The following is a 24,457-nucleotide window of genomic DNA, read 5'->3' as shown; positions in this document are numbered from 1 at the left end:
GACTTTAGATCACCGCCGTGTATGTATCAAACCTCTGATGTGCAGTGAGGGCATCTTGTGGCATCAATGTGGATCTCACTCTTACATTTAGGGCAGATCTTGGTTGTTGCGGGAGCCTGCTCCTCTTCCTTTTTAACTTTATTTCTCATTCCGTTCATGAACTTAACCAGGCAGAAAATCACCAGAGCCATAAGGATAAAGTTAATTACTACGGTAATAAAGGTTCCGTAGTTGAGTGTTGCTGCTCCTGCTTCCTTGGCAGCTTCCAGCGTTTCATAGGTTCCGCCGTCAAGAACAATAAACTTGTTGTTGAGGTCAACACCGCCTGTAAGAAGTCCGATGACAGGCATGATGATGTCATCTACAAGTGAAGTGATGATCTTCTGGAACGCACCGCCGATGATAACGCCGACTGCCATATCCATTACATTGCCGCGCATGATGAACTCACGAAACTCTCCGGCAAAACCCTTGCCCTTGCCGGCTGCATCTTTAATCTTCTGTGTCATTGCTACTCTCCTCCAATCTTTATTTCATACATTAAAAATGATTATATCACACATTTTTGCTCCGGGCTCAAGGCCCCGGCGCAAAACTTCCCACAATAAAGGTCACCTCAAAGCTGAGGTGACCTCTCTTAATTCATACTGTTGTTTTTCTCTTCATTGAACCGGAATTGTTAAGGAAACTTTTTCTCACCGTTGAAACCGCTCTGAGCGCCCCGAAGGATGCCAGCGTCTTCTCAAGTTCTACGGTATCTGATATAGTCCTTTCGATTGTACCTTCATTTCCTGTGATCTTGTGTTCCATTTTCTCTCTCCCCTTTTCCTCATAAGTAGTTTGCAATTTTATTTCATTTACAAGCCACAAGGGGTACTATAGCAAAAAATATTACACAAGTAAATCCGTCAAAGGGCGCAAACCCGCATTTTAATAGAATTTTTATAGTTTCTTCAGAGTCTGCCAATACCATCGTCGGTATAGAGCTCATAGGACTCGGGATCGGCCTCATAACAGATATAGTTAAGTTCAGATGCCTTCGCCTCTTCCATTCCGCGGCTCGGATCCGCAAGAGGCAGCACATGGCCTTTTCTTACAAACACAAGGATCTCATCAAGACCGGCCTTCACATAGTGGTCCCCGGCGCCCATGATCTCCTCATCATAATCGTCAAAAGCTCTGAACCTTACAAGCTTCATATCCTCAGGAAGATAAACATATCTGCCCTCGGCATTCTGGGTGTAAACAGGCGCCAGCATGATGCTCTCACCAAGAAGCAGCTGGTCTTCCACCAGAGCGCTCCTGTCATCGCCGTACTCAAAGCAAAGTGGCTTAAACAGCATCCTGCTGCCCAGTGCCGCCTTCATAAACTCCGAGTAGAGGTAAGGTATCAGCGCATACCTCAGTCTTACGATATTCCTGAAAGTCTGTATGTTCTTAAACCTGTAAAGTTCCTGCCTCCTTGTTCCAAGAGCAGAATGATTTCGGAAAAGAGGCGTAAAAATGCCGAAGGCCGTCCACCTGAGCACCAGGTCCTCCGTGGTATCACTTCCAAATCCCCCTATATCCGCTCCGGTGTAAAGGAAGCCGCACATATTAAGGGCCGGAAGCTGCTGGATGTTAAGCAGAAGATGTGACCACCAGGACTGGTTGTCCCCGTGCCACACTCCGCCGTAGCGATGCATTCCGATGTAGGATGACCTTGAGAACATCAGGATCCTCTTGTCGGGAGATATCCTCTCAAAAGCCTCGCCTGCTGCCCTGGTCATGTTGTAACCGAAGATGTTGTGAACCTTGTCGTGCCTTATCTTCCTGCCCTTGTACTCATGGTAGAAGCGCTTGTAATCTTCGGGATAATTGTCAATGGAACCCACCAGCTCCTTGAAGGCAAAGAAGGACTCGATATCAAGGTTCTTGCCCTTGTAATCCTCAATCTGTTCAAAGACCTCATTAAGATGGTCCTCGGTATAGAAGATCGCCGGCTCGTTCATGTCGTTCCAGAAGCCGTCAATTCCCTGATCCGTAAGCACCTTGTACTTATTACCAAACCAGGCTCTTGCATCGTCATTCAGAAAATCAGGGAAATGTACCTTGCCCGGCCATACAGCAGCCACCAGGTTTTCCCCGTTGTCTTTTTTGACAAAATAACCGTTCTTTACGCCCTCTTCGTAGACGTCATATCCCTCTTCGATTTTGACTCCCGCATCGATGATGGGAACGAGATGAATGCCCCTGTTCTTCATCTCCTCCACGAACTTTGGAAACTCGGGAAAAGAGCCTTCATCCACCGTGAAGTCCTTGTACCTCTCCATATAATCGATATCAAGATAGATCATATCGAGGGGAATGCCTGCTTCCTCGTATTTATCGGCAACTTCCCTCACTTCATCGGCAGTCATATAGCTCCATCTGCTCTGGCCAAAGCCAAAGGCCCATCTGGGCGCAATATAGCTTTGTCCTATGATCTGCCTGAAACTTGTGACAATGTCCAAAACACTGTCACCCTCAACAATATAGATATCCGCATCAAAATCCTCAAAGACTACAGCCAGCTTATCGAGAGTCGTATAGCCGATGTCGAAACTCACCTTCCCCGGAGTGTCAACATACACGCCAAAACACCTCTTCTTTGAGAAAACAACAAAAAAGTTCTGTGATGCGTATAATGAGTGCTTGTTCTCTGTGTGATTGGGGTCATCCGTATTGTTGCTGGTATACAGCCATCCCCTCTTATTCATTCCTCTTACGGTCTCACCAAGACCGAATATTTTATCATCTTTTTCCAGGAAAAGAGACAGCTCTTTTGCCTCCTCATCCACTTTAAAATAGGGAATGCCGTCCTGTGAAACCGGGATATCTTCTATCACGGAATCAGTAGGAATCGGATTCCCTATCCTGTACTTTCTGATCATGCTCGATCCCCCTTGCGTTCTAACTTTACTCTTATCCTTTAGTTACTTTTGCCCACTAATTTATTATACATTGAAGCAAGGGATTTGTTTCAGCTTTTTTGTAAAAAAGCCGCTTTATTTCAGCCTTTTTGCAAGGATGATGTCCTCATAAGCGCCCTCCAGGAGGGAGAGAATAAAAAGTAGCCTATCATACACAGCATTCCGAACCCAAAGGAGATTGGGAAGCAGAACATAAGATGTCTTCCGGCTATGAATCTTGAGATGAGGTAGGCTGAAGGAATACGAACAGCCCATAGCATCATAAGATTTATAAGTGTTGTATATTTCACCCTTCCCGTGCCGTTCACTATGCAGGAAATAGCGTTAAACACAGCATACATCCACTGACAGGACAGCATGATCACAACGTTCCTTCCGGCCAGGGCAAGTACCCCCGCTTCGTCAGTGAAAAGCCCAAGTATCGGGTACCTTAGCAGTATAAAGATAAGTCCGAAGCCCAGAGTGATTGCGCCGTTTGCAAAGGGTATTATCACCTGTCCCTGTCTTAAGCGGTCTATCCTTCCGGCTCCGAAATTCTGTCCCGAATAGGTTGTGGCAGCGGAGGATATTCCCGTAATTGCCATGTTGGCAAGCCCCGTTACTCTTCCCGCTATGGACCAGCCTGCCATGAACACGGACCCTTCGGCATTTATAAGGGTCTGAAGAGCCACATGCCCGAAGGAGAAAAGGGAATTGTTAAGACCAATGGGAAGGCCGATGGTCATTATCTTTTTAAGCTCGCTCTTTATTATGGTCCTTGGGAAAAGAGTGAACTCCAGCTCCGGATATCTTCGCATAATGTAGATGATGCTCACGATCCAGGCCAGGAACATGGCTATGCCTGTAGCAAGGGCAACTCCCGCCACTCCAAGCTCTAAAGAGCCAACAAGGGTGATGTCCAGTACGATGTTAACAACGGTTGAAACCACAAGGAAGTAAAGGGATGCCCTGCTGTCCCCGAGGCCCCTTAAGATTCCCGCATTCATGTTATAGCCTATGTTGCCGATGGCGCCGCACAGAACGATCCTTGTGTAAAGAAGCGCATTGTCCCAGACATCCGGAGGAACGTCCATAAACCTAAGGATCAGGGGCGCAGCAAACCATCCTATTATGCTGATGGGAATGCCGCACAGATACACAAAGGATATGGCTGTCTTACAGGCGTTTCTTACGCCCAAAGCATCATCCGCTCCCGTATGCTGCGATATAAGAATGCTGACTCCCGTTCCTATCCCGAGGAAAATGCAAAGCAGAACCTCTATTGGCTGAGAACTGGTGCCCACCGCGGCAATGGCGGTGTAGTCACAGTAATGCCCGATGACCAGGGTGTCCACCGTGGTGTAGAGATACTGCAATATGTTTCCCAGAACGATGGGCAGTGCGAACATCATTATGTTCCCCATAATGGGGCCGGTTGTCATATCTATTTTTCCGGTTGATCTCATAACGTTTTACCTGCCTCAATCATGGCCCTGTAGAATCCTGCAACGGGTATCATGCTCTGGGCAAAATTCTTGCTGCTGGTATTTCCCACAAGAACAGCATCCTCCTCTTTTCTCTTGGTGCCTGAGTAGCCCGGAGTATCCGCAACTGCTTTTCTGAAGGTCTCCATTCCGTAATCAAGATATGAAGGATCCTTAGTAAGGTCATAGGCTATGGTGAGAGCCTCAAGAAGAAGGGTGTTGTTTCCAAGCCTGTTAAGGGATGGAAGCTCCTTGTAATAGAAGATCCCCCATTCCTTCACATAGCAGTTTTCGATCATGTCATCCACAGCCCTTAAGATAAGGCCCTTCAGCTCCTCATCCGGAAACTGCCTGTAGTAACGCATCAGGGACCCTACAGCCACGCTGATCATGAACCCGACTCTTATAACAGTATTGTCGGTATAGGGAGCGAGCCAGTGTCCGTACTGCTCTTCCCATATCTTAAAGTCATCAAGTATCTTCTTACATTTAACAAGCCAGTTCTTGTCACCGGTCTCGATATAAAGAGCTGTCAGGGTCCTAAGGGCCCAGCCGGTTTCCCTGGCGTTGGTCTCTCCTGCCTTTGCATACATTGGCATATCAAGAAGTCTGTTCACGTTCCTTCCGATGCCGATGGCTGTTTCCAGTCCCCTCTCATCACCTGTTAAGTGATAGTAATCCAAAAGTCCTTCAACCCACTCATGGGAGCAGACCATGGTGCCGTTCACCACATGCCCGGCTGTGTGTTCCCACTGTCCTCCGATGTAGAGCGGATCCTTGTGGTAGTGGCAAACGTCCACATCCATCCAGTGGCAGGCCGAGGCAATATTGTAATCCATAAATCTTCTGATACCGGTCCTTGCGTAAAGCAGCGCGCAGGCATGGGGATAATCATACTCGTTGTTGCACCATACCAGTCTTCCGCCGCCCCTTCCCTGGGCAGTATAGTTGGGGTCATAGGAATCTCCGAAATTCAGCATTCCGTATGCCCTGCAGTGACCATCCGCCCTGGCTATGAGGTTCTGCTCTACCTTGAAGTCGCCCTTCTTTGCAAAGACATCGGGCCATACTCCCGCCCTCCTATGAACCTCGGGGCTCACATAAGGCCTGTAGGGCATCTGATAGACTATGCTTCTGTCATTTAAGCTGCTCAAAGTCTCGTCCTTGTCATGGAAGTGAAGAAGGAACTTCTGCTCCCTTGACATACCGCTTTGAAGAACGATTCTCTCCGTGTCTTTTGGAACCAGGAAAAGAGCTATGCCGGAAGCACCTGCACTGACAGCCTTGGGGTAGTTCTGCTGTGCCTGGAAGATGGTGGCACATATGCCGCCTTCATCATCTGTATAATCAGCAAAAAAGGTTCCGTAGAAAACCTCGGCAAAGTGCTCGTTGGCTTCCTTCATAAGCCACCCGGAGTCAATGACTCTTGCAGAGGACGCACCCTCTTTTCCTATAAAATAATCAGTCTTGTAGTTGGAAGATGCGGTCACAGCCCTCACCTTTCCAAGATTTACGCCATTGCAGATCTTATCTGCCTCCTCGCTGCTTCCCGCATGGAAAAGCGGGCCCTCGCCGAAGCCCTCAAAGGAGAGCTTATCACCGCATCCCGTGGAATCAAGGGATCGCTCGGTGGTTGCTACGCTTTCTTTATTGGCTGCAACAGTACCGTTTGTGTTTATGCGAAATTCAAGTTCCCCGATCTCAAGGGGATCATCCGTATCGTTTATTATCCTGTAGGATACCTCTGCATATGGTTTGCCTGCAGCAAAGGTCAGACGAAGCTCAAAGCTGTATATTCTGTCCGAATCTGCATTTTTGTGAATACCCCTGTTTTTTAAGATGACACAAAGAGGCCCTTCTTCAGCAATCTCCCAGTTTCCTGTTTCTATGTCAAAGCTTCCCTCTTCATCTTTCTTTTTAAGGGACGGGCCGCTAAAGCAGCTTCCTTCATAGGTCTTTTCACCGAAGAAAACAGAGCTGAAAACGGAATCGGAATTGTCTTTCACTCTGTAACAGATCGTCCTTCTTGTGGAATCATCCACTGAGGATATCTCAAAGCCATCCTCAGTCTTCTTAAGACACAGAGGATCGCAAGCTGCACACTCTTTAGGCTCTGTCACAGTCTCTTTCCCGGATGCTATCTCACAGATGTAGGTGCTCTTCTTATTGGCAGGGATATCCGCAAGAAACCTTATGAACACGAAGCGAAAAGAGCCATCATCATACCGGGATGTGGCCTTTACCTGAACGGGAAGATAAGTCTCTTTTGCCGGGTCTTTTACACTGATACTATCAGCATCCCATACAACGCCCCTCTCAAGAGGAAAGCCTATGTAGCAGTGCTCATTCTTCCTGTCGTAGCGATAGAGCTTGTCTATGTAGATCTCGATATTCCTGCTCATACAAAGTCCTCTCTCATAGGGGAAAAGATATCCAGAAGAACGCCCTCCTCAAGGCATACGCAGCCATGGATGACTCCGTCTTTTTTAAGCATTGTGTCACCGGCAGTGACAACCTTCTTTTCCTCGCCGATGGTAAATTCAAATTTGCCCGAAACCACGTAGGTTATCTGGGTATGGGGATGGGAGTGCATTGCGCCCACAGCGCCCTTCTCAAAGCGGTTCTCCACCACCATCACCTCATCGGTGTAGCTCTTCACAAAGCGGACTACACCTTCTCCTGCAGGCTCTCCCTCAACATCTTTTCCGAATAACCACCTTTGATCCTTATGTGCCATAACTTCCTCCTTATGTTCGCTGCCGCGATCATCTTGTCAGGTCTTTTACCCATTTATACTTTCTGAGTCTGTACATTACCCACGGGATCTTACCCACTTCGTCAAGACAGGTGCAGGCGTAGACTAAAAGCGGTGACCAGTGAAATACAAAGGCTCCGCAAAGAGCCAGTGGTATGGCCACCAGCCACATGCATACGATAAGGCTGTACAGATCGAATATGGTATCTCCGCCTCCGTCCAGTACTCCATTGATGGTGACTGTGTTGACGCACCTTCCGATCATGTAAAAGGACATTATGACCATCATCCAGGTAAGGTAACTGCGGGCCTGATCAGTTAATATCACACTGTTTACAACCAGTGGAGTCACCGCAAGGACTATGGCTGTGGAGATTATACCAATGACATAGGAGATATTCTTGAGTTTAATACCGTATTTTTTGCCCTGTTCAAGGCGGCCGGCTCCAAGCTCTGTTCCGACGATAATACCCGCTGCGCTTCCGATACCGTTGCACATGCAGCAGACAAGGTCCCTTACCACCGCTGCCACTGAATTGGCCGCAGCAGCATCTACTCCCATATGTCCCATTATTGCCGTATAGGAAGTAAAGCCGACTCCCCAGCAAAGTCCGCCGCCCATAAGAGGCAGACACTGTCTGAAGAAATCAGCCACAAGATCTTTTGACACCTTAAACATTCTTGAAAGTGCGGGCCTTATATAACCTACTCCGGATGACAATGCAAGACACAGCACAAGCTCGGTAATTCTTGCAAGAGTGGTGGCAAGAGCCGCTCCCCTTGCTTCCATTGCGGGAACCCCAAAGAGTCCGAAGATAAATACGGCATTCAGAAGGATATTGATGACCACCGCTCCGGAACTTATGGCAGCACCTGCCTTCACGTTCTCCGTAACCTTCATGATGGTGAGATAACACTGGGATACTCCGGTAATAAGATAGGACCAGCCCGCTATGCGAAGATATGAGCTGCCCACCCTGATAAGCCCGGGATCTGCGGCAAATATCTTCATCAGAACCTCAGGGCACAGCTCGCATCCAAGGAAAAACAGAAGCGACACCGCTCCGCAGAAAAGAAGCATCAGGTTGAAGATATCCTCTAAAGTCTTCTTAGAACCCTTCCCCCAGTACTGAGCTCCCAGAATAGCTCCTGCTGCAGTTGCCGCAGAAAGGAACATGTTCTGAACGAACTGTATCTGAGTAGCCAAAGATACAGCCGTCATCTGCTCCTGGGCAACCCTTCCAAGCATAAGAGCATCGCAGGCCGCAACAAGCGCCAGCATAAGGCTCTGCAGTGCGATGGGAAGAGAAATACTTATAAGATTCTTGTAAAACTGTTTGTTTTCGTCTGTCATAATACGCTAATACTAACATAAAAGGGAACTGCATGACAGTTCCCTTTCACATAAAAATACTTATATTCTCTTATTATTCAAGAATCCCTAAAAGGTCCTCAAAAGCAGCGAGATTGTAATCTGCTCTTCCGCTTAAGGTGGCGGTGCCTATGGCTGCCGCATCCATTCCGGCTGCATGAGCTGCAGTAACTCCGGCGTCAGCGTCTTCAACCACAAGGCAGTCTCCCGGCTCCATGCCTAGAAGCTCTGCCGCCTTGAGGAACACCTCAGGATCGGGCTTGGACCTGGTGATCATTGTTCCGTCGGAAACAGCGTCAAAGGCATCCGTAAGCTCTGTCCTCTCAAGGATGTAGGAAGTGTTCTTACTGGAGGAGCCAATGGCAAGGCGATACCCCATTTCCCTGAGTTTTTTAAGAGTGTCGCGAACTTCCTCTGTAACATCATCTCTTGTCATGCCGCCAAGGCTTTCCCTGTATGTGTCGTTCTTCTCCTTAAGATACTCTTTCCTTTTATCTTCCGGGATGGGATCACCGTGGTATTTTTCCAGTATGATGTTAAGGCTCTCTTCGCGGCTTACGCCCCTTAATCTGTCGTTATCCTTCTGTGTAAATTCTATCCCCAGTCTGTCTGCCAGTTTCTTCCAGGCCAGATAATGATACTTGTCCGTGAAGACCAGCACTCCGTCAAGATCGAATATTACTGCTTTATATTGCATTTTTCTCCCTCGCTTATCTTAAAGCGGTCCTTTCCATGACAGAACGAAAGCTCTTCTCCGCTTATCAGCTCAACCACTGCCTCTTTTTCCGAAACAGCTACTCTGATAAGTCTGCCCTGATACTTGAATTTAAAGGAATATCCCTTGATCATCCCGGGCAGGAAAGGATTGATGAACAGTCCCTCCTCGTCGATCCTTATGCCGCCGAAGCCATAGATGAACGCCATGTAGGAGCCACCCATGTTAGCCGTATGTACTCCGTCAGAGCTGTTGCCGTGAAGGTTTAAAAGATCCAGCTTTGCAGAGTCCCCGAAATACGCTGCCGCTTCGTCGTAAAGGCCAAGCCTCGATGCCTGCATGGAGAACACGCAGGTAGACAGTGATGAATCGTGGGTCGTTATCTTTTCGTAATACCTGAAGCTCTTTTCCTGGGTTACAGCATCAGCGCTGTCCGGGAAAAGAAAATGTGCCAGAACCGTATCTGCCTGTTTGCAGACCTGGTATCTGTAAAGGTGCAGCGGGTGGTAATGAAGAAGAAGAGGGAATTCCTCCTTAGGTGTTGCCGCAAGATCCCATACGGGCTTTTGCAGGAATGAATCATCCTGGGGGTTTATTCCCAGCTCTTCATCATAGGGAAGGTAGATACTTGCTGCAGCCTTTGAAATCTCCGATATCTCCTTATCTGTAAGGGCAAGCCTCTGTTTGAGAGATATTATTTCAGGAGTGTCGGCAAATTTCTTAAGCAGCTTTAATGTCCAATTCATGCCGTGGGCAGCTGCACAATTGGTGTAAAAATTGTTGTCCACCATGCAGGTGTACTCGTCGGGACCTGTCACCTCGTTGATGACAAAGCGGCCCTTTCTGTCGTAGTTACCGGTATCCAGCCAGAGCCTTGATATCTCGATGAGCATCTCTGCGCCTTCTTTGAGGATGAAGTCCTCATCCCCGGTTGCCAGGAAGTACTGGACTATGGCATAGGAAACAGCGCCGTTTATATGATAGGCAGCCGTTCCGCTGGGGAAATAACCGGAACACTCTTCACCTGTGATGGTCCGCCATGGATAAAGGGCTCCCTTTTTGTGACCAAGAAGGCCTGCATTTTCCCTGGCTTTGTTAAGTGTCCTGTATCTGAAATGAAGTATGTTTTCAGCAAGTTTTGCATCAGTCAGTGTAAAGAAAGGAAGAGCATACATTTCCGTATCCCAGAAATAATGTCCTTCATAGCCCTCTCCCGTCAGTCCCTTGGCAGCCATGCTGTAGCCCGGAATCCTTGGAGCCGAGCAGAATAACTGATACATGTTGAAGTTCATGGCAAGGTCAAGATTCTCGTCGCCCATGATCTCCACAGCTGACTGGTCCCAGAATTTCTTAAGGATCTCAGTCTGCCTGTTATATAGTAAAGCAAGACCACTTCCATCTGCCTTAACTTCCTCCAGAGCATCCTGCAGGACCGCCATAGCGTCTTTTCCCGGATCTTCACTCTTCAGCGAGTCGGAAAAAGCCGAGAACTTGACCAGTCTTATTTCCTGGCCCTCGGATATGTGAGCCTTCATATAGCTGCATATCCTCTTATCATCGGTGTTGTCATATACTCCGATATGATCGTCCTCGCCTAGCAGGATGTTGGAAGTGGCAGATGCAATACTGATGTCGCTGACACCAGTCTTGCTTACACAAAGTGTGGAGTCGCCGATGGCTTCCGCACATGTGACCGTAAGATATGAAGGGCTTTCGGCTGCAAGCCTCGGGTCGGTTGGATCCGAGTAGTTTGTGACATTGGCAATATGCCAGGAATCAAAAACTATCTCGCCGTCGAAGTCCATGGAAGTTACGCTGTATTCAATGGTAAAGAGCTGGGGCACAGCAAGATGTGCCATCCTCTTTGTTACGATCTTCACCGTATTGCCAAGGGGGCTCTTCCAAAGGATTTCCCTGGAAGTATACCCGTTATCCATGTCAAGGATCCTCTGATTGGAGATGAGCTCTCCCGTTCCCATATCGAAGCGCTCGCCGCAGATATACAGGTCGATGGACTGGGTATCTGCAACATTGAGCATGGTCTGCTTCTTCTCGATGAGATTGCAGAGGCTCTCCGCCTGTTTCATGGGAATGATCTCATAAACTCCGGCAAGATACATGCCTCTCATGGTTGGAAAATCAGCGGGCACACCTTCTTCAAGTGTGCCCCTGATTCCTATATACCCGTTGGCATTTGAAAACAACGTTTCATTAAGTTTTAGTTCTTTTGGATCATAGCTCTCGTCTCGTCTTATGACACGATTACTGCTGTGCATAATAAGCCTCTACCGCTTTCTGAAGTGTATCTACGAACTGAGTTGTATCCTTGATAGATCCCTTTGCGAAATCCTGGAAGATTACGGAAGATACGTTCTGTGCAAGACCGGCCTTCCATCCCTGCCAGTGCCATGCAGAAGTCTTTCCTGCTGCTGTGTAGTCAGCAATGGTCTTAGCATAAGGATCTGCAGGAGCGTACTGTGATGATACGAAAGGTGATACGCATCCGCACTTCTCAGCAAGAATCTGCTGTCCGCCGTCGTTCTGTGAGCACCACTGAATGAATGCCTTAGCTGCGTCTACGTTTCCGTCCTTGTAAAGTCCCCACCAGTTAGGTGAATTGGTCTGGATGGTATCCTGGCCCTCGATGAATGCATAAGGGATCATGCCTACTTCGAAGTTGCCTGCTGCTGCGTACTGATCAGCATAGGTTGTTGTCATAGATGCACCGATCCATGAACCCTGTGTTACGAAAGCATACTTGCCGCTTGCAAATCCAAGAACCTGATCATCATAGGAACCTGAGATTCCAAGGGGATCTGTGTACTCGTTGAAAAGAGCTACCATATCAGCAAAAGCTGCGATACGCTCAGGATCAAGCTTTCCACCGTCGTTGATAAGATCAAGATATGTTGTGTCGTTTCTTGCAAGACCGGAATCAAGGTATGTTCCGAAGAGGTGCTGTCCTGCTGTCCACCAGAGGTTAGCTGACTCTGTGTAGTAACCAACTACTGCTGTAAGTCCAAGCTCATCCTTCATGGAGTCGATCTTCTCGAAAGCTGCTCTCATGCTCTCGGGACCTGTGATTGACTTAGGATCGATGCCTGCCTTGTCAAGGATTGACTTGTTGTAGGAAAGGCCGATAGCCTCTGTTGTTGTAGGGAAGCCGTAAACGTGTCCGTCGGGACCAACGTACTCAGCCTCTGTATCCTTTGTCCATGCTTCGTCTGAAAGGTCTGCAAGAAGATCCTTCCATGTCTCGTAATGAGTGTCACCCTCAAACACGAAGATGTCGGGCATATCGCCTGCCTGATAGTAGTTCTTCAGGATAGCCTGTGTGTCCTGTCCGCCGCCGATGGTATCGATGGAAACGGTAACACCTGTCTGCTCTTTGTAGGTGTCTGCCAGAACTGCAAGACCTTCCTGGATCTCTGCCTTGTTGTTAACCAGCTTGATAACTGTTCCCTCTGCGGAATCGTCTGTTGCTGCAGGAGCCTCGGCTGTCTGCGTATCTGCAGGTGCCTCTGTAGCTGCCTGGTCAGTTGTTGCAGCCGGTGCCTCTGTTGTGCCTGTTGTGCCACATCCTGTAAGCGCAAATGTAAGTGTGGTTGTAGCTGCAAGCAATGTTGTTAAAACTTTCTTTTTCATAGTTCCCTCCTTTTATATGAAAAATCATTTCGTTCGCTTTGATGCCCTAATGGTAAGCTATTTACCGAAAAAGCCGCAATATGGCAGATTTTTTTTGGTTGTTTGCAACAAAAAAGGACCTCCCATGTGTCATTTTCACACATGGAAGGTTGATTAATTTACTAAACGATAATTGATTTTACTAAAATAGTTGTATTTTTTAGTTGAATTTAGTAAAACAAGTTGCTTTCATCAATGGATCTGCAGGGTCAAGACCCGCAAACCCGCTTATTTTTTCCCATGACCGGCGGTCCTTCTCCATTTAACCCGGGCCCCAATCCTGTAGGTCTCATAGTCCCCGCTTCCGTCCAGTATGTTAAGAAGCGCCTGTCCCGCAAGAAATCCCCTCTCGTAATCCGGAACGCTTACCGTGGTAAGTCCCAGATATCTGGAGATTATAATATCGTCAAAGCCGCAGACGGAAATATCATCCGGCACCCTTATGCCATTCTCCTGGAAATGACGGATCGCGCCGATGGCCATCATGTCATTGGCACAGACCAGAACTTCCGGCATAAGGTCCCTTAGCATGATAAGCCTTGCGGTCTGTACTCCGCTCTTCTCTTTCCAATCCCCCTCGTACAGATCATTCCTGTGAAAAGAAATATCGTTGTCCCGAAGCACATCTCTGAAGGCCCTGTAGCGCTCCTTGTTGTCGGGGGTATCCTGACCGGTAACATAGGCAAAGGTCTTAAATCCCTCATCCACAAGCTTTTGCATGAGCTGCCTCTCGCCCTCATAGTTATTGACGATCATTGCCTTAACCATGGGGTGCTCCAGCTCACGGTCCAGGGTTATAACGGGAAGTCCCTTATCTGCCACCGCAAGGACCTGCTCGTCACGGATCATGGAACTTAGGATTATGCATCCGCATACTTCGTCGGGGTCAGAATAGTGGGCCAGATCATCGCCGTTACATATAAGGATGTGGTATCCCTGTTTATTCACATAGTCGCTTACCCCGTGAAGAATATCCAGGTAAAAAAGTGTATCGAAATCACTGAAGCTGACTATGATGGTGCGTTTTTTTCCATCTATCCCGTTCTGCTTTTTGTGGGTATATCCCAGTTCCTGTGCAATCCTGAGGACCTGCTCTCTGGTTTCTGCTCCCACATTCTTTTTCTTATTAAGAACATTGGAGACCGTGGTCATTGACACTCCGGCTCTTTCTGCTATCTCCTTGATCCCGGCCATGGGTCACTTCCTTTCATTCGGATAATTTGTATATTTATTACATTATATCATCGTTATATCGTTACTAAAACCGCCCTTTTGGGGCCCGCTTCAGCCGGTTTTGAGGCTGCTTTAAGTCCCGCCTGAAAAATTTTTTTAAAAATTTTTGCCACAGACTTCCAACGCTCGTATAAAAAGTCAGAAAACAAACAACAATGATCCCGCAGCACCGCTGCCAAAGGATATCTGAGGAGGAAAAAGAAATGAAGAAGATCACAAAGTTTTTCGCAGCAGTATTATTACTTGCAATCACCGTAACAACCTTTAACATTCAGGCATTTGCTTACAGCGACATTCCCGATTACTTCGATTTCGGTGACTGCACAGTTTCAATAGATGCAGGTTCCTACAAGGATGTATGGGTAAGATCAAACTACAAATACACCTGCTACCTTGGACCTCACACCAGCAGCAGAACCTATATCGAGTGCTCAGAGAAGGCCGGATCCGAATATGTAAGACTTCACATCGGACCCGATGAGACACAGAAGAACGTTTCCTTCTACTTCTACGTAAGAGATAACGCTGTAGCAGACCAGGGCCTCTACGATGAGATCGAAGTATATGTTCAGAACATCGATTATGAATATGCAAGAAGAGCTGATGAAGCAGCTTTCCTTAAATGGTATGCTTACAATAACAAAGATTTCAACGCTTACGATTACTACATGAACTACCCTGATCTTAGAAATGCTTTCGGACTTGATGCAAACAGCCTTTACACTCACTACTACACAACAGGCATGTTCGAGCACAGAGTAGCAAACAAGCTCATCTGAAAAAACTGATAACTGAAAAAATCCTCGCTGATCATAATACACACAAAGCCCGCATCCCAAGTTGGATGCGGGTCTTCTTTGTGTATAGGATCAAGTCCTGTCTGTTATCAATTAATGGCTGTGCCGTTAACATAGAGCGTATATCCGTTAGATACAATACTTGATACGTCTCCGTCAAAGGATGTGATATATGTATCCGCTGTCAGAGTCCAGGTACTGTTTTTGTCGATGGAAACCGAAACGGTTCCGACCTCTGTGGATACAGTATCCCCCTTTGCATTTGTTATATTGCCTCCAATGCTTCCTGTGAAGCTTGATCCTTCAGTAAGGTTAAGGGTAAGCTCGGAATCGCTTCCCACAAGGATCGTTCCTTCAAGAGTCTGTGAAGAAGCATTCACTGTAGCCTTATTGGTATCTCCGTTCCAGCCGTCAGCACATACGGAGAGAAGAATGTTCTCTGAATCTTTGTTTACGATATTAACGTCATTAAGATTTATCACGGCAGATGTATTGGTAACGTGGAATACATGTCCGTTCTTGCTGGTAAGTGTTCCGCCATTCATTGTGAAGGTAGATGTACCGCTGTCGGCATCTCCTGACATAGACTGGTAGATCATGATCGTATCGTAGAAAGTTGCATTGCCGTTGGTATCAGTGTTATTGGCTGTCATGTCGCAGTCATTTAAGGTTATGGAGTTGATTCCCTCTATACATACGCCCTCAGAGAGATTTGAAACAAGAGTAGCATCCGAAACCGTGATATCGGCTGTTGAATAGATAGCCGGAGAACCAAGACCGTTTGTTGTGTAGGTTCCGCCATCAACTGTCACTGTTCCGCCGCCTCTGTCGGTCCTTATGGCTGCCGAAGATCTTCCTGAAGTCTCAACCGTAAGGTTGGATGCCTTTGTTATTCCGCCGCCTGTTGTCATGATACCGCCGGAGCCGTCTCCTGTAGTGGTGATGGTACTGTCTGAGATGACTACTGTTGTTCCGTCTCCTTCCGCTCCGTTCTTACCGCCGTTTCCGCCATAGGAGAAAACACCGTTTGCGCCGTCAGCATCTGAAGTTATATTTGCACCGGTAATGGTGGTTGTTGATCCGTCCTTAACAAGAACAGCTGCGTTAAGTCCGTAGAAGTTACAGTTATCACCGCCGTCCGAATCTCCGGTCTTTGTAACTGTGGCGTTTTTAATTGTCACGTCATCGGCTGTGCTGATAAGAAGTGCACTTTCATCGGCTGTGGTGCTGGCATAGGTCTCGCCATCCCTTGAGTCGGAGCCTGTAATTTCAGCCGCACCGCTGTAGTCGATGTCTGCGCTGCTGCTTCCTCCTCCAAAGCCGCCTCCGGGAGGATTTCCGGGTGCTTCGCCGTCGGGCTTTTCGCCGGGAGCTCCGTCGGGAGCCTGACCCTCCGGCATTCCATCGGGAGCTTCGCCCTCAGGCTTGTCTGCAGGCGTGCCTTCCTCAGGCGCCGCAGTATCCTCTCCTATAGTTTCTGTAGTGGTAGCAGCCGCTCCTGCCGCCTCACTTCCCTGTCCGCAGGCTGTGACTGCCACGCACAGTGCGGTAACAATTCCCAATGATAAAACCTTTTTGATCTCTCTTATCTTCATGAATAAATCTCCTTCTGATTTAGTATTTTTTGGAGGTGCTGCCGGATCTGCATGTTCCGGCAGCGAAAGTGTGTTATGAAAAAAAGTGATGTGGGGGATGTAAAGAGCTGTTTTCTCTTTACATGCTCAATAATACAGACCAAACCTAAAAATAACCTAAAATCCGAAATATCACTTAATTTAATTCTATATTTATCACAATTTAAACACTAATGGTGTAAAATTATAGTATTACACAAACATTAAAGCAGATGTAAAACCACAGGAGGCATCACCTTGAAACTTCTTCAGACTGTATTCAATACAGAGTTTGAAAAGACAGTAAAGTCCTGGGCGGAAGCCATAATCAGTAATGGTTATTCCGCTTTGATTCACGTATATATACCCTATTCGGCGCATTTTCGGGATGAGGACACAAAGAGGATAAGACAGATATTAAAGACCTATGTTCCCGATGTCCCCGTGATAGGCTGCAGTTCCACAGGTGTTATCATCGGCGGACAGCTGAATGACGACGATTCTGTTGTATCTGTAATGATTTTTGAAGATCCTTCTACCTCTGCGACAGTTGTTCCCTATTATGCAAGACCTGATGGAGAAGATGCAGGTAATTCTCTTGAGTATGCCAGAAGTATTCCTGATCTTAAGGGAGTCGAACTGATTACCTCCGCTTCCTATTCCATGCTGGAACCCGCCGGCAGAATTATGGATAATCTTCCGGAAGAAATCGAGATATTCGGAGGTGTTGCTGTAGGAGACGATAAGCACCCCGCATTCGTTTTTGCGGATGACTTCCCGGAATCCTTCAATGGCACTGCATATGTCGTTTACAGCGGAAAAGAGCTTCACCTTCTATCAAATCGAATGTTCGGCTGGAAACCGATAGGCTATCCCCTGACTGTCACAAGATCCGAAGGCGCTGTGGTCTACGAAATTGACGGAAAACCCGCCTATGATGTTTACAACCATTATCTGCATATAAAAAAGGACGACAATTTCTTTTACGATGCTCTGGAGTTCCCGTGGGAAGTACGCATCGATGAAGAAACCGCTTACTTAAGACACGCCAAATCCGTAAATCCCGACGGATCGATTCTCATGTCTTCCGTAATCCCTGAGGGAAGCAAAATTCGTCTGACCTACGGCGATCCCAGAAGGATAATGTTCCATACCAAACAGACAACTCTGGAAATGAAGGACTTTGCACCGGAAGTTATAAACATAATAAACTGCATGGGACGAAAGCTCTTTTGGTCAGACAAGGAAGATGTGGAGATTTCCGTGCTCTCCAAGCTTATGAACACCATGGGATTCAGTGCTCTTGGCGAGATCATGCGTCACAAGGGAACTACTCTTTTAAACAATCTGTCCATAGTGACTATCGCCATGAGGGAAGGGGCAAAGAAAGAGGTTCCCGAGGTTGATATAGACCTTTTTGAAAAAAGCTCCAACATTCCCGTTACAGCCAGGCTGGCCCTGTTCATCAACACTATCAGTGAAGAGCTGATGGAGAAAAACAATCAGCTCAACGACATGCTCTACAAGGCATCCCACGACGCCCTGACCGGCCTACTTAACCGCGGAGCCATCGAGCGCAGTATATATGATTACTATGAAGAAGGCGGAAAAGACTGGCATCTTATAATGTTCGATCTGGATAATTTTAAAAAGATAAATGACAGCCGAGGGCATATTGAGGGCGATGCCATCCTCAAAGCTCTGGCTAAGCTTCTTGATGAGTATACGCATGAAATCCCGGGCGCCTGTGCCGGTCGCTGGGGAGGTGAAGAATTCATGATATTTATCAAAGGCCGCTCTGATAAAGAGGTTAAAGAAATTGCCGAAAATCTTCGCATAAAGGTCAGAACGGATTGTGATTATGAACATCCCATAACAATAAGCGTTGGTGTAACCGGATATAACCCCGGTGAAACCGTTCTTGCCACCATAACCAGGGTAGATGAGCATATGTATCAGGCCAAGAACTCAGGCAAAGACAGAGTTTGCAGCGATTAATCAAATTAAGGAGTGACGAAATGTCACTCCTTATCTTTGTTTATGGTCTCGTTAAGGCTGCCAGTTCTGTATCCCTTAAGGTCTAATGCGGTGTAGGCAAAGCCAAAGTCTTTAAAGGATTGATATATCTTTTCCCGAAGCTGAAGGTCCATAAGCCTTTCGAAGTCTTCCGGTAAAAGCTCGATCCTGGCGATCGCATCTTTGCTGCCATCTCCGCTTCCATGGAGTCTTACACGGAACTGTTTGAAGCCAAGTTCCAAAAGGAGATTTTCCGCATTTTCAACCATTGCCAGTTTCTCCTTGCTGATGGTGCTGCCGTAGGGAATCCTGGAAGCAAGGCATGCAAAGGAGGGCTTGTTAAAGGTGGGAAGTTCAAAGCACTCAGACAGCTGCCTGATCTCACTTTTGGTAAGGCCCACCTCTTTGAGAGGGCTCTTTATCTTAAGCTCCGCAAGCGCTCTCATGCCGGGTCTGTAATCCCCCACATCATCGGCATTGGAGCCGTCAACGACAAAGTCCTTGTTCTCTCCCGTCGCTATTTCTTTAAGCCCGGCGAAAATAAACTTCTTGCAGTGATAACATCTGTCTACGGGATTTTCAGAAAAATGAGGAATGTCATCCACATCAACCCTTGATATAACATGCTTTACTCCAAGCTTTTTGCAGATTTCCTCCGATTCCTCCACTTCCCTTCCGGGGATGAAATTCGAAACCGCAGTTGCAGCTATGACATTGTCACCAAGGACATCCTTTGCCGCATACAAAAGGAAGGTGGAGTCCACTCCTGCGGAAAAAGCCACCGCCACGCTTCCAAGAGAAGCAAGGCAGCTCTTAAGCTCCTCGTACTTTTTCTTTAGCCCTGCGGGAAGGTTGTTATAATCCTGTTTCATAAAAATCCTCAGTCTTTCTAATCATCTTTATCTTTAAGTCTTCTGAAAACATTGGCAAGAAGGGCTCCGGAAATATTGTGCCATACAGAGAATATCGCTCCGGGAACAGTAGCCATGGCAAGGTCCGGAAATGCTGAGCCCGCCAGGGATGTGGCAAGCCCCGAATTCTGCATTCCGATCTCTATGGCAAGAGCCTTCTTTCTGGTCATGGGAAGTTTAAGAACAAGTCCCAGGCCGAATCCGACAATGTATCCAAGGACATTGTGAAGTATAACCACTATAAATACAAGAGCTCCGGTTTCCAGAATTCTCTCACTGTTATGTGAAACCACCGCCGCTACAATAAGTGTGATGGCAGTTACCGAAATAACCGGAAGGATATCTGTAGCTTTTTCCGTGTATTTACCAAAAAATCTGTTGATGATAAATCCAAGAGCTATTGGAACTATGACAACCTTGATAATGGACAGGAACATGCTCATCACATCCACAGTAACCGTTGTCTTAAGAAGCAGATAGGTTATTGCCGGAGTAAGAAACGGAGCAAGCAGCGTATTTACGCTGGTCATCCCCACTGAAAGAGCAACATCTCCCTTTGCAAGATAAGTCATAACATTGCTTGCGGTGCCTCCGGGGCAGGTTCCCACAAGAATGACGCCTGCCATAAGCCCGGCATCAAGCCCGAGCATTTTACCAAGGCAAAATGCCAGAAGCGGCATTATTGTAAACTGTGCAACGCATCCTATGATAATGTCCCTGGGCCTCTTAAACACAATGGCAAAGTCCGACAGCTTCAAGGTAAGTCCCATTCCGAACATAACCACCATCAGAAGATAGTTGATCCATGAAGTCTGAACCCACAAGCACGTCTTCGGTACAAACAACGCCAGTGCAGCCACCACCAGTACAATTACCGCCATATATTTCCCAACAAATTCACTTACCCTTTTCATCTTCTCTCTTCTTTCTGCCGCTGCATCACTTATATATCAGGCTGTAGTTTATTAACTTCAATACAGTATAGCACGATGTTATAATCTACGTATGGAGAACAATACTATGAAAAGAAAGATACTTATAATCAATACCGGCGGAACCCTGTCTTCTGTCATGAAGGACAGCGGACTGGCGCCGGGACTTACAACAACAGACATGCAAAAAGAGCTGCATATAGTTTCGGGGGATACCGACCTTGAGATCGAGGATTTCTGCTCTTTGGACAGCGCCAATATTTTCCCCGAGGACTGGCAGAATCTGGCAAGAAGGATCGCGAATGTAAGAAACGATTATGACGGAGTTGTGGTCATACACGGTACCGATACCCTTGCCTACACCTCTTCCATGCTCTCATTTATGCTGAGGAATATCACCATTCCCGTTGTGATAACAGGCTCCCAGCTTTCCATCAAGAATCCTGTGGCGGATGCCATGGAGAACTGCCGCTGCGCAATACACATGGCTGCCAGCGGGATTCCCGGTGTATTTGTTGCCTTTAACAGAAAGGTAATGCTTGGATGCAGGGCTTCAAAAGTTCGCTCCTTAAGCTTCGACGCCTTTGAGAGCATCAACTATCCGAATGTTGCCACCATAAGCTCCCTTGGAATGAGCATAGACGATAAGGCAGTGCCAAGGCGCAGCGGTGTGTTCCATCTGTCGGACTCCTACTCTTCCAAGGTCTGCATGATAAAGATGTTCCCGGGCATGCACCGGTCACTTCTTGAATCTCTTGCGGATCAGGGCTATAAGGGGATTTATCTTGAGGCCTACGGAATAGGCGGAATGCCCTTTGTAAAGCATGACTTTACGGGCACCGTAGAGAAGCTGATAGAAAAAGGGATCACTGTGGTTGTCGGAACCCAGTGTCCCTATGAAGGTTCAAAAATGGATGTATATGAGACCGGAAGACGCGCCCTTGAGATAGGCGTTCTTCAGGCCCATGACATGACCAGCGAAGCTGCTCTCACAAAGCTGATGTGGATCCTTGGAATGACGGATAATCCCGCAGAGATAAGGGATTACTACTCCATCAATATCGCAGGTGAGGTAACTATCTAAGGTCTGCAAATGCTGCGGACGCAGGTAAGCTTACGCTTCCTGCCCTGCTCTTTTGGGATTCATTTTCCTTACGGTAAAGAGCATTGTTACAAAACAGGCGGTTCCGCCCACCACGTTACTAATGGGCTCTGCTGCAAACACACCGTCTGTACCCATCTTAAACAGATAGGGCAATATATAGGTTAAAGGGACCACGATCATTGCTTTTCTGAACAGGGAAAAGAAAATGGCGTGGCCTTTTCTTCCTAAGGACTTAAATACCACCTGACCGGAATGCTGGAAGGTCATAAAGATAAAGGTGGAGAAATACAGGTTAAAGGCAGGTATGGCATCCGCAAGGATTGTTTTGTCGTTGCTGAATACCCCGATGACTGCTGCCGGGAAGAGCCTTATAAACATCCACACCAGGAAGGTGTATCCGAATTCCATGGCAACCATTATGGCAATGGATCGCTTGATCCTGTCGAAGCGGTGAGCTCCGTAGTTGTAACTGATAACGGGAGATGTTCCTTCCGCAATGGCAAGGATCGGAGTCTCCATCATCTGACGGGCTGAATTCACCATGGTCATTATGGAAACGTACAGATCTCCTCCCACGTCTGCAAGAACGCTGTTGCAGGATACGGAAACCATGGCATTGGTAAACTGCATGATAAAAGCAGCGCTGCCAAGCCCGATAATGTTCATTGCTGTCCTGCCGCACTTTCTTATCTCGGCAAAAGACATGATCTTAAGGTTGTAGGCGCATCTTTTCCCAAAGAAAAATCTAAGGACGTAAACAGCCGATAGCCCCTGGGATATAACCGTTGCTATGGCTGCTCCTTCCGGGCCCATACCAAGGACAAAGATAAATATGGGGTCAAGGATTATGTTGGCTGCCGCTCCCACCACAATGGTGGTCATTCCCACAATGGAATAGCCCTGGGCAGTTATAAAGGGATTCATTCCTGTTGCTATCATGGAAAAGACAGTTCCAAGAAGATATATCCTAAGATAGGGAAGGGCGTAGATCATGGCGGACTCTGAAGTCCCGAATAAAGTAAGGATCGGCTTTCCGAAGATCTCTCCCGCCAGCATCAGCACTATTCCGGTAACGACCAGCAAAAAGAACGAGGTGTTCTGGATCTGCCTTGCCCTGTCGTCATCCTTCTGTCCCCTCGCTATGGAAAACAGCGGTGCTCCGCCGCTTCCGAACATGTTCGTAAAGGCTGTGGTCAGGATAACCAGCGGAAAACACAGTCCCACTGCCCCAAGGGCCACCGTTCCAATCAGAGGAATCCTGGCAATATAGATCCTGTCCACGATGTTGTATAAAAGGTTTATTATCTGCGCCACCAGCATAGGTATCGCTGTGGCAAGGATATTGGTAAATGTATTTCCGTTCTCAAAATCAACACGTTTCATTTAAGTACGACCTTATTACTCAAAAATGTATTTCTTCATATTGTCGAAGATAAGCTCATATGCGCAGGGCCACATGTGAATGCCGTCGGTGGTATACTTCTCAAGAAGCTGACCGTCTTCGCCGAACAGCCCCTCATTCACGTTGATGTACCTGTAGCCGAATTCTTTTGAAAGCTTCTCTACAATCCCGTTTGCCTTATCCAGTCTCTCCGCGCGAAGCTTCGCTGCAAGAGGCGCCTCGGGCCAGGCTGTTATGGTATCCGCAACTTTCTGATTAACAGGATAATAAGCCATCATGAACACTTTGGTCTTTGGAAGCCTTTCCTTTATCTGCGTAAGGACTTTCCTGTAGTCCTCCTCAAAAACCTCCGCGGTCTCCTCCCGGTGGCTGATATCATTGGTTCCGATATTTATGAATATCACAGAAGGCTCAAGGTTAAAGATCTGCTCATCCATGGACTCCAGAAGCTCCGGAATAGTATACCCACTGATACCGCGGTTGTAAATGACCCTGGTTATCCTTCTGCTCATCAGGATCTCATCTATGGGGAAGTGCTCCATCAGAGACGATCCCACAAACAAAGTCTCACCCTTTATGGCGTTCTTATTAAGATATCTGTATCTGGTTACTGCATATTCGTTCATGATTGTCCTCCGGTTATATTTTTTGCAAGGAAAAGAGCTCCCTTTATTCCCTGATCTCCATTACAAAGCGCGGGGACAATGTAGTTATCCATGTTCTTAAGCTCAGCAGTATCAAGATATCCGTTAAGATATCCGGATGTCTTTTCCCTGATCATGGGAAAGAGCTTTTCAACATTCATGACTCCTCCGCCGAGAATTATGCGCTTTGGAGAATAGCAGCAGATATACTGCATAAGAGCCTTGCTGATATAATCCGCTTCAAGCTCCCATACCTCTTCCCTCTCCAAAAGTTCAAAGGCCTCTTTGCCATAGCGGATCTTTATTGCGGGGCCAGAAGCCAGACCCTCAAAACAGTTTTTGTGATAGGGGCAGCTTCCTTTTGTATCATCGCCTTCTCTCACGGGAAGAAGGATGTGTCCTGCCTCCGGATGAAGCATTCCGTGAAGAAGCTCTCCGCTGCAGTATACTCCAACGCCGATTCCCGTGCCTATGGTGATGTAGATAACATCACTAAGCCCCTTGCCGCTTCCATACATGACTTCCCCAAGACATGCCGCGTTCACATCGGTATCAACCGCAACGGTAATTCCGGTTCCGCTAAAGGCTTCCTTCCAGGAAAATCCAACCCAGGGAAGCTTTGGGCTCTTACCGATCCTTCCATAATCGGCGCTGTCCTTATCAAGGCAGACGGGTCCAAAGGCTCCTATGCCTATGGCCTCTATGTCCTGTCCCTCAAAGAATTCCAGTATCTTTGGAATGGTCTCTGAAGGCGTCCCTGTAGGTATTCTGGCTGTCTTTAAGATGTTCCCGTTCTCATCGCCTGCAGCAACCACCATCTTGGTTCCGCCGGCTTCAATTGCACCATACATTGCTCTCTCCTCC

At 47.3% G+C, this 24,457-nt stretch carries 20 protein-coding genes; 3 read left to right on the top strand and 17 right to left on the bottom strand.

The genetic code is table 11. The annotated features are described in order from the left end of the window. Nucleotides 1-26: 26 nt before the first annotated feature. The 11 genes from mscL to T456_RS0100785 form a co-directional block, all read right to left on the bottom strand. Entirely contained in the window at nucleotides 27-509 is a 483-nt protein-coding gene (gene mscL, locus T456_RS0100835) for a large conductance mechanosensitive channel protein MscL (RefSeq protein ID WP_024864458.1), read from the bottom strand. A gap of 133 nt (nucleotides 510-642) precedes the next feature. Further along, complete coding sequence (locus T456_RS22245; RefSeq protein WP_155837994.1) at nucleotides 643-810, bottom strand: hypothetical protein; 168 nt, start codon at nucleotides 808-810, stop codon at nucleotides 643-645. Between the two features lie 143 nt (nucleotides 811-953). Continuing rightward, entirely contained in the window at nucleotides 954-2,912 is a 1,959-nt protein-coding gene (locus tag T456_RS0100825; protein WP_024864457.1) for a glycoside hydrolase family 31 protein, read from the bottom strand. A 119-nt stretch (nucleotides 2,913-3,031) separates the two neighbouring features. Continuing rightward, complete coding sequence (locus tag T456_RS0100820) at nucleotides 3,032-4,396, bottom strand: MATE family efflux transporter (protein WP_024864456.1); 1,365 nt, start codon at nucleotides 4,394-4,396, stop codon at nucleotides 3,032-3,034. Then, nucleotides 4,393-6,816 carry a beta-L-arabinofuranosidase domain-containing protein gene (locus T456_RS0100815; RefSeq protein WP_024864455.1) on the bottom strand — a complete coding sequence of 808 codons (2,424 nt, stop codon included), beginning with the start codon at nucleotides 6,814-6,816 and terminating at the stop codon, nucleotides 4,393-4,395. Before T456_RS0100815 ends, T456_RS0100820 begins: the two co-directional genes overlap by 4 nt. After that, the gene (locus tag T456_RS0100810) at nucleotides 6,813-7,151 is read right to left on the bottom strand and encodes a cupin domain-containing protein (RefSeq protein WP_024864454.1); all 339 of its coding nucleotides are present in this window, start codon (nucleotides 7,149-7,151) and stop codon (nucleotides 6,813-6,815) included. The genes T456_RS0100815 and T456_RS0100810 overlap by 4 nt, the downstream gene beginning before the upstream one ends. Nucleotides 7,152-7,179: 28 nt before the next feature. Beyond that, nucleotides 7,180-8,523, bottom strand: coding sequence for an MATE family efflux transporter (locus tag T456_RS0100805; protein ID WP_024864453.1), 1,344 nt, complete (start codon nucleotides 8,521-8,523; stop codon nucleotides 7,180-7,182). 73 nt (nucleotides 8,524-8,596) lie between these two features. Continuing rightward, on the bottom strand, nucleotides 8,597-9,238 hold the full coding sequence (gene pgmB / locus T456_RS0100800) for a beta-phosphoglucomutase (protein ID WP_024864452.1): 642 nt from the start codon (nucleotides 9,236-9,238) through the stop codon (nucleotides 8,597-8,599). After that, nucleotides 9,220-11,532: a glycoside hydrolase family 65 protein gene (locus tag T456_RS0100795; RefSeq protein WP_024864451.1), complete on the bottom strand. Its 2,313-nt coding sequence runs from the start codon at nucleotides 11,530-11,532 to the stop codon at nucleotides 9,220-9,222. Before T456_RS0100795 ends, pgmB begins: the two co-directional genes overlap by 19 nt. Continuing rightward, complete coding sequence (locus T456_RS0100790) at nucleotides 11,519-12,901, bottom strand: ABC transporter substrate-binding protein (RefSeq protein WP_024864450.1); 1,383 nt, start codon at nucleotides 12,899-12,901, stop codon at nucleotides 11,519-11,521. The genes T456_RS0100795 and T456_RS0100790 overlap by 14 nt, the downstream gene beginning before the upstream one ends. A gap of 267 nt (nucleotides 12,902-13,168) precedes the next feature. Then, nucleotides 13,169-14,134, bottom strand: coding sequence for a LacI family DNA-binding transcriptional regulator (locus T456_RS0100785; RefSeq protein WP_024864449.1), 966 nt, complete (start codon nucleotides 14,132-14,134; stop codon nucleotides 13,169-13,171). Between the two features lie 242 nt (nucleotides 14,135-14,376). Here T456_RS0100785 and T456_RS0100780 point away from each other — a divergent pair, with 242 nt between their 5' ends. After that, on the top strand, nucleotides 14,377-14,952 hold the full coding sequence (locus tag T456_RS0100780) for a hypothetical protein (protein WP_024864448.1): 576 nt from the start codon (nucleotides 14,377-14,379) through the stop codon (nucleotides 14,950-14,952). Between the two features lie 107 nt (nucleotides 14,953-15,059). Here the strand turns inward: T456_RS0100780 and T456_RS0100775 are convergent, their stop codons facing one another. After that, the gene (locus T456_RS0100775; protein WP_024864447.1) at nucleotides 15,060-16,565 is read right to left on the bottom strand and encodes a hypothetical protein; all 1,506 of its coding nucleotides are present in this window, start codon (nucleotides 16,563-16,565) and stop codon (nucleotides 15,060-15,062) included. A 276-nt stretch (nucleotides 16,566-16,841) separates the two neighbouring features. Between T456_RS0100775 and T456_RS0100770 the strand changes: the two genes are divergently transcribed. Then, nucleotides 16,842-18,581 carry a sensor domain-containing diguanylate cyclase gene (locus T456_RS0100770; RefSeq protein ID WP_024864446.1) on the top strand — a complete coding sequence of 580 codons (1,740 nt, stop codon included), beginning with the start codon at nucleotides 16,842-16,844 and terminating at the stop codon, nucleotides 18,579-18,581. A 23-nt stretch (nucleotides 18,582-18,604) separates the two neighbouring features. On the opposite strand, the gene larE is transcribed toward T456_RS0100770, so the two are convergent. Continuing rightward, nucleotides 18,605-19,471, bottom strand: coding sequence for an ATP-dependent sacrificial sulfur transferase LarE (gene larE / locus T456_RS0100765; protein WP_024864445.1), 867 nt, complete (start codon nucleotides 19,469-19,471; stop codon nucleotides 18,605-18,607). Nucleotides 19,472-19,488: 17 nt separating this feature from the next. Beyond that, nucleotides 19,489-20,424 carry a bile acid:sodium symporter family protein gene (locus T456_RS0100760; protein WP_024864444.1) on the bottom strand — a complete coding sequence of 312 codons (936 nt, stop codon included), beginning with the start codon at nucleotides 20,422-20,424 and terminating at the stop codon, nucleotides 19,489-19,491. Nucleotides 20,425-20,530: 106 nt separating this feature from the next. Here T456_RS0100760 and T456_RS0100755 point away from each other — a divergent pair, with 106 nt between their 5' ends. Continuing rightward, nucleotides 20,531-21,526, top strand: a complete 996-nt coding sequence (locus T456_RS0100755) for an asparaginase (protein WP_024864443.1) — start codon at nucleotides 20,531-20,533, stop codon at nucleotides 21,524-21,526. A 30-nt stretch (nucleotides 21,527-21,556) separates the two neighbouring features. Here T456_RS0100755 and T456_RS0100750 read toward each other — a convergent pair whose 3' ends face one another. From T456_RS0100750 to T456_RS0100740, 3 genes are read right to left on the bottom strand one after another with little or no spacing between them, the layout of a single operon-like run. After that, on the bottom strand, nucleotides 21,557-22,930 hold the full coding sequence (locus tag T456_RS0100750; RefSeq protein ID WP_024864442.1) for an MATE family efflux transporter: 1,374 nt from the start codon (nucleotides 22,928-22,930) through the stop codon (nucleotides 21,557-21,559). 15 nt (nucleotides 22,931-22,945) lie between these two features. Continuing rightward, a complete protein-coding gene (locus tag T456_RS0100745; RefSeq protein ID WP_024864441.1) occupies nucleotides 22,946-23,575 on the bottom strand; it encodes a GDSL-type esterase/lipase family protein in 630 nt (209 codons plus the stop codon). Then, on the bottom strand, nucleotides 23,572-24,444 hold the full coding sequence (locus tag T456_RS0100740) for an ROK family protein (protein ID WP_024864440.1): 873 nt from the start codon (nucleotides 24,442-24,444) through the stop codon (nucleotides 23,572-23,574). Before T456_RS0100740 ends, T456_RS0100745 begins: the two co-directional genes overlap by 4 nt. Nucleotides 24,445-24,457 lie beyond the last annotated feature (13 nt).

It is taken from the genome of Butyrivibrio sp. FCS014 (genome assembly GCF_000526935.1).
Lineage (GTDB): Bacteria > Bacillota > Clostridia > Lachnospirales > Lachnospiraceae > Butyrivibrio.
The sequence above is the reverse complement of the archived record's forward strand: the minus strand, read 5'-3'. Positions and strand labels throughout refer to the sequence as shown.

What these genes read in the sequence shown, in the direction of transcription:
- mscL (WP_024864458.1), bottom strand. Translation starts at nt 509, where the DNA reads ATGACACAGAAGATTAAAGATGCAGCCGGCAAGGGCAAGGGTTTTGCC.
- T456_RS22245 (WP_155837994.1), bottom strand. Translation starts at nt 810, where the DNA reads ATGGAACACAAGATCACAGGAAATGAAGGTACAATCGAAAGGACTATA.
- T456_RS0100825 (WP_024864457.1), bottom strand. Translation starts at nt 2,912, where the DNA reads ATGATCAGAAAGTACAGGATAGGGAATCCGATTCCTACTGATTCCGTG.
- T456_RS0100820 (WP_024864456.1), bottom strand. Translation starts at nt 4,396, where the DNA reads ATGAGATCAACCGGAAAAATAGATATGACAACCGGCCCCATTATGGGG.
- T456_RS0100815 (WP_024864455.1), bottom strand. Translation starts at nt 6,816, where the DNA reads ATGAGCAGGAATATCGAGATCTACATAGACAAGCTCTATCGCTACGAC.
- T456_RS0100810 (WP_024864454.1), bottom strand. Translation starts at nt 7,151, where the DNA reads ATGGCACATAAGGATCAAAGGTGGTTATTCGGAAAAGATGTTGAGGGA.
- T456_RS0100805 (WP_024864453.1), bottom strand. Translation starts at nt 8,523, where the DNA reads ATGACAGACGAAAACAAACAGTTTTACAAGAATCTTATAAGTATTTCT.
- pgmB (WP_024864452.1), bottom strand. Translation starts at nt 9,238, where the DNA reads ATGCAATATAAAGCAGTAATATTCGATCTTGACGGAGTGCTGGTCTTC.
- T456_RS0100795 (WP_024864451.1), bottom strand. Translation starts at nt 11,532, where the DNA reads ATGCACAGCAGTAATCGTGTCATAAGACGAGACGAGAGCTATGATCCA.
- T456_RS0100790 (WP_024864450.1), bottom strand. Translation starts at nt 12,901, where the DNA reads ATGAAAAAGAAAGTTTTAACAACATTGCTTGCAGCTACAACCACACTT.
- T456_RS0100785 (WP_024864449.1), bottom strand. Translation starts at nt 14,134, where the DNA reads ATGGCCGGGATCAAGGAGATAGCAGAAAGAGCCGGAGTGTCAATGACC.
- T456_RS0100780 (WP_024864448.1), top strand. Translation starts at nt 14,377, where the DNA reads ATGAAGAAGATCACAAAGTTTTTCGCAGCAGTATTATTACTTGCAATC.
- T456_RS0100775 (WP_024864447.1), bottom strand. Translation starts at nt 16,565, where the DNA reads ATGAAGATAAGAGAGATCAAAAAGGTTTTATCATTGGGAATTGTTACC.
- larE (WP_024864445.1), bottom strand. Translation starts at nt 19,471, where the DNA reads ATGAAACAGGATTATAACAACCTTCCCGCAGGGCTAAAGAAAAAGTAC.
- T456_RS0100760 (WP_024864444.1), bottom strand. Translation starts at nt 20,424, where the DNA reads ATGAAAAGGGTAAGTGAATTTGTTGGGAAATATATGGCGGTAATTGTA.
- T456_RS0100755 (WP_024864443.1), top strand. Translation starts at nt 20,531, where the DNA reads ATGAAAAGAAAGATACTTATAATCAATACCGGCGGAACCCTGTCTTCT.
- T456_RS0100750 (WP_024864442.1), bottom strand. Translation starts at nt 22,930, where the DNA reads ATGAAACGTGTTGATTTTGAGAACGGAAATACATTTACCAATATCCTT.
- T456_RS0100745 (WP_024864441.1), bottom strand. Translation starts at nt 23,575, where the DNA reads ATGAACGAATATGCAGTAACCAGATACAGATATCTTAATAAGAACGCC.
- T456_RS0100740 (WP_024864440.1), bottom strand. Translation starts at nt 24,444, where the DNA reads ATGTATGGTGCAATTGAAGCCGGCGGAACCAAGATGGTGGTTGCTGCA.